5 protein-coding genes are annotated in these 4195 nt (G+C 76.1%); all 5 read right to left on the minus strand.

The features are described from left to right. The coding region (locus tag EYA84_RS27800) for a bifunctional heptose 7-phosphate kinase/heptose 1-phosphate adenyltransferase (protein ID WP_131056819.1) at positions 1–955 on the minus strand (955 nt) is incomplete at its 3' end. Positions 956–965: 10 nt separating this feature from the next. Beyond that, positions 966–1661 carry an SIS domain-containing protein gene (locus EYA84_RS27805; protein WP_394347624.1) on the minus strand — a complete coding sequence of 232 codons (696 nt, stop codon included), beginning with the start codon at positions 1659–1661 and terminating at the stop codon, positions 966–968. Further along, entirely contained in the window at positions 1661–2875 is a 1215-nt protein-coding gene (locus EYA84_RS27810) for a glycosyltransferase (RefSeq protein ID WP_131056821.1), read from the minus strand. The genes EYA84_RS27805 and EYA84_RS27810 overlap by 1 nt, the downstream gene beginning before the upstream one ends. Beyond that, positions 2866–3837: a glycosyltransferase gene (locus tag EYA84_RS27815; RefSeq protein WP_131056823.1), complete on the minus strand. Its 972-nt coding sequence runs from the start codon at positions 3835–3837 to the stop codon at positions 2866–2868. The genes EYA84_RS27810 and EYA84_RS27815 overlap by 10 nt, the downstream gene beginning before the upstream one ends. Further along, the coding region (locus tag EYA84_RS27820) for a glycosyltransferase family 9 protein (protein ID WP_161595055.1) at positions 3834–4195 on the minus strand (362 nt) is incomplete at its 5' end. The genes EYA84_RS27820 and EYA84_RS27815, both read right to left, overlap by 4 nt.

Here is a 4195-nt window from a genome sequence, read left to right on the forward strand (position 1 = left end):
CCGCCACCCCGACCCGGTCACCGCCCACCGCCGTGTGCACCGCCTGCGGCGCCCGCCGCACCGGCGGCGGCAACGCGGTCGCCACTCCCCCGTCCGCCACGTACGCCGACGCCTCGGTCACCGCCTCCTGCACCGCCTCGGAGAGCAGCGCACCCCGGCCCAGGGCCAGGCCGGCGGCGACCGCGAACCGGTCGCCCGCGCCGCAGGTGTCACCCTCGGCGGCCATCGGCGTCGGCACCACCAGCGGCGTCGACCCGGCGTGGCTGAGCAACGCGCCGTCGGCGCCCAACGTCACCGCCACCGCACCGGCCCGCCAGCGTTGCCGCAGACGCTCGGCACCGTCGGCGGCGGTGGCCAGCCGGGTGGCGGCGGCCGGCGCCTCCACCAGCTCCTGCACCTCCGTCTCGTTCGGTGTCACCAGGTGCACCCCGGGCACCGCCGCCGGGCCACGGGGGTGCGGATCCCAGACCACCGGGGCCCGGGTCGCCGCCAGGGCCGCCCGCAGCGCGGGCTGCCGTGCCACCCCCCGGCCGTAGTCGCTGACCAGCACCACCGACGCCCGCTCGATGACGCGCAGCACCGCCTCGGCGGGTTCGCCCGGCGTCTGGGCGCCGCCGCCCCGGTCGTGGCGCAGCAGCACCCGCCCGCCGGCCCGCAACCGGATCTTCTCCGGGGTGGACCCGGCCAGCCGCAACGGGTACACCTGCACCCCGGCAGCGGCCAGCAGCACTCCCAGCCGGGCTCCACCGGCGTCGTCGGCCAGCGCGGTGACCAGCACCACCTCGGCGCCCTGCGCGGCGGCGAAGACGGCGGCGAGCCCGGCCCCGCCGGGCCGGTCGACGTGCGCGGTCTCGTCGAGCACCGGGACCGGCGAGTCCGGACAGAGGCGGTTCACCACGCCCTCCACGTCCCGGTCGAGCAGGGTGTCGCCGACCACCACCACGGGTCCCCTCACACTTGCCTCCTCATGCTTCGACCGGTCGGCCGGCCCCACCGTCCAGCACCACCTCGACCCCGGCGCGGACCGGACCGGCCGCCGGTGCGTCCGACGCCGCCGGCACCACCGGCTCCACGTACTCCACCGTCGGCCGCTCGGCCATCGCCAACTCCACGTACTCGCAGAGCAGGTGACTGGAGACCAGGTGCAGTTCCTGCACGACCTGGGAGTCCGGGCAGTCCACCGCGAGCGCCTCGTGACACGCGTCCGCGAGGGGGTTGGGCGCCGGTCCGGTGAACGCCCAGCACCGCAGCCCGGCCTGGCGGCCCGCCCGCGCGGCGGCCAGCAGGTTCGTGCTGCCGCCGCTGGTGGAGAGCAGCAGCAGGACGTCGTCGGGGCGGCCGTGCGCGCGGACCTGCCGGGCGAAGACCTCGTCGTAGCCGTAGTCGTTGCCGATCGCGGTCAACGCCGAGGTCTCGGCGTGCAGGGCGATGGCGGACAGCGGCTGCCGGTCCTCGCGCAGTTTGCCGACCAGCTCGGCGGTGAGGTGCTGCGCCTCGGCGGCACTGCCCCCGTTACCGGCCACCAGCAACCGGCCCCCGGCGGTCAGGTGCTGCGCCAGGGCGGCTCCCCACCGGACCAGCAGCGGCTCGCACCGCCGGTACGGCGGCAGCGCGGCGGCCAGGTGCGCCAGGTGCGTCTCCAGCGGGTTGCGCCCCGGCATCAGGCCACCACCCGGGTCGGCCGGTGCACGGCGGCCACCTCGGCGTACACCTCGGCGAGACGTTCCGCGGTGACCGTCCACGAGTAGTGCTGCCGGGCCCGTGCCCGCGCCGCGCCCGCGTACGCGAACCGGCGGATCCGGTCGTCCAGCAGCCCGGCCAGCGCCTCGCCCAGGGCCCTCGGGTCCCGCGCCGGCACCAGGTCCCCGGTCACCCCGTCGACCACGGTGTCCCGCAACCCGCCCACAGCGGTCGCCACCACCGGCACCCCGCAGGCCATCGCCTCCAGCGGGGTCAGGCCGAACGGTTCGTACCAGGGGGCGGCGACCAGGATGTCCGCCGACCGGTACCAGCGGCCCATCTCCTCCCTCGGCACCGCGCCGACCAGCCGGACCCGGTCGGCCACCCCGCAGCTACGGGCCAACGCGCGCAGCCGCCGGGCGTACGGGTCGGTCTCCAGCAGCCCGGCGGGCGGGCCGCCCACCACCACGCACTCGGCGTCCGGCACGTGCGCCATCGCGCGGACCACGGTCTGGAAGCCCTTGCGTTCCACCAGCCGCCCGACGGTGAGGATCCGGGGCCGTCCCGGCTCCCGCTCGGCGGCCGGGCCGAGCGGGGCGAACGTGCCCAGGTTCACCCCGGACGGCACGACCGTCATCGCCGAGCGGGGCACCCCCATCCGGACCAGTTCGCCGACCTCGTCGCGGCACTGCGCGACCACCCGGTCCACCGAGCGGCCGAGCTGGAGTTCGTAGCCGATCCGCCGGGCCGGGCTGGTGTCCTGGACGCCCTGGTGACGGCGCTTGACCGTGCCGAGGGCGTGGTACGTCTGCACCACCGGCACCCCGACCTGCCGACCGGCCTGCACCGCCGCCAGCCCGCTCATCCAGAAGTGCGCGTGGATCACCTCGGGCGTCCAGTCGCCGCGCCAGCGCTCCACCAGCCAGGCGCCGAACGCGCGCATGTGCGGCAGCAGCGCGTCCTTGGCCACCGGCTCGGCCGGCCCGGCGGGTACGTGCACCACGTCGTAGCCGTCCGGACTGCGCACGGTCACCGGCAGGTCCACCGCGTCGCGCCGGGTGTAGACGCGGACGTCGTGCCCGGCCGCGGCGAGCGCGGCGGAGAGTTCCGCGACGTGCGTGTTCTGGCCGCCGGCGTCCTCCCCGCCCAGGATGGCGAGCGGGCTGGCGTGCTCCGAGATCATCGCTATCCGCATACTTCCTCCTCCAGCAGCCGGTCCCAGTCGGCGAGGAAACGGTCGAGGCCGTAGCGTTCCCGGGCGGCGGCCCGGGCCGCCTGTCCCGCGAGCCGGGCCACCTGCGGCTCGGCGACGAACCGGCCGGCGGCCTCCAGCAGCTCCTCGACGCGGGTGTCCAGGGCACCGGCGTCCGGCGGCACGGCCATCACCGCCTCGGTGCTGGCCAGTGCCACCACCGGCATGCCGATGCTCATCGCCTCGATCAGGCTCAGCCCGAGCGAGGTCCACCGGCACAGGTGCAGGTACGCCCGGCGGCGCGCCAACTCGGCGTGCATCCGGTGCTGCGGAACGTCGTCGTGGCTGGTGAGGCGGTCGGCGGGCAGGCCGAGGTGGTCGGCGAGCCCGGCCACCTTCATGCCGAAGACGTCCAGCGGGGCGATCTCGGCGAACCGGGGCAGCAGGTCGGTGCCGGTGACCCGCCACCGGCGCACCGGTTCGTTGATCACCACGGCCAGCCGGTCCAGTTCCCCGGTGTACTCCACCGTCGGCGGCACGATGCCGTGGTCGACGACGGCGGTCCGGGTCGTTCCGGTGTCCCAGAACAGCTCGTTGAAGGCGGTCACGTGGGCGACGAGCAGGTCGTCGCGGTCGGCCATCGGGTGGCGGCTGTGCGGCACGTCCCCGTCCTTCGGGGTGTTGTGCTCGACGTAGACCGCCGGCACGTCCCGGCCGGGCCGACGACCCAGCCACCGCTGCGCCAGCTCCAGTTCCTCGGGGCGTTGCAGGACGACCACGTCGACCTCGGTGTCGCGCAACTGCTCCGGGCTCACCTCGGCGGCGCTCTCCGGCCAGGTGTACGTCCGTGCCCGGCCCAGCCCGTACGGCCCCCGGTCCGGGGTGGCCGGGACCAGGTAGCGGTGTTTGCCGTGCACGAACGACGTGGTCCACGAACCGTGCACGTGCCAGAGCAGGATGTTCATCGGCCGCCTCCGGTGGATACCGCCGCACGGGACACCGCCGGGCGGGAGGGCACCCGGTCCGGCGGTACGCCCAGCAGCCGGAGCGCCTCGACGACCGCGCCCGGGGAGATCCCGCTGAGGCAGGGGTGACCGGGCACCGGGCAGCGTGCGGCGCGGGTGTCGCGGCATCCGGCGGCGGCGTCGCCGAGGCGTACCGTCGGCACCCGCCAGGGACCCCACTGCCCGAACGGGACGGTGGGGGCGAAGAGGCTCACCACCGGCACCCCGGAGGCGGCGGCCAGGTGCGCCGGGCCGGTGTTGCCGACCACGAGCGCGCCGGCACCGGCCACCACGGCGGCCAGCTCGGCGAGCCCGGTCC

Origin of the sequence: Verrucosispora sp. SN26_14.1 (assembly GCF_004307965.1) — a bacterium.
Taxonomy (GTDB): domain Bacteria; phylum Actinomycetota; class Actinomycetes; order Mycobacteriales; family Micromonosporaceae; genus Micromonospora.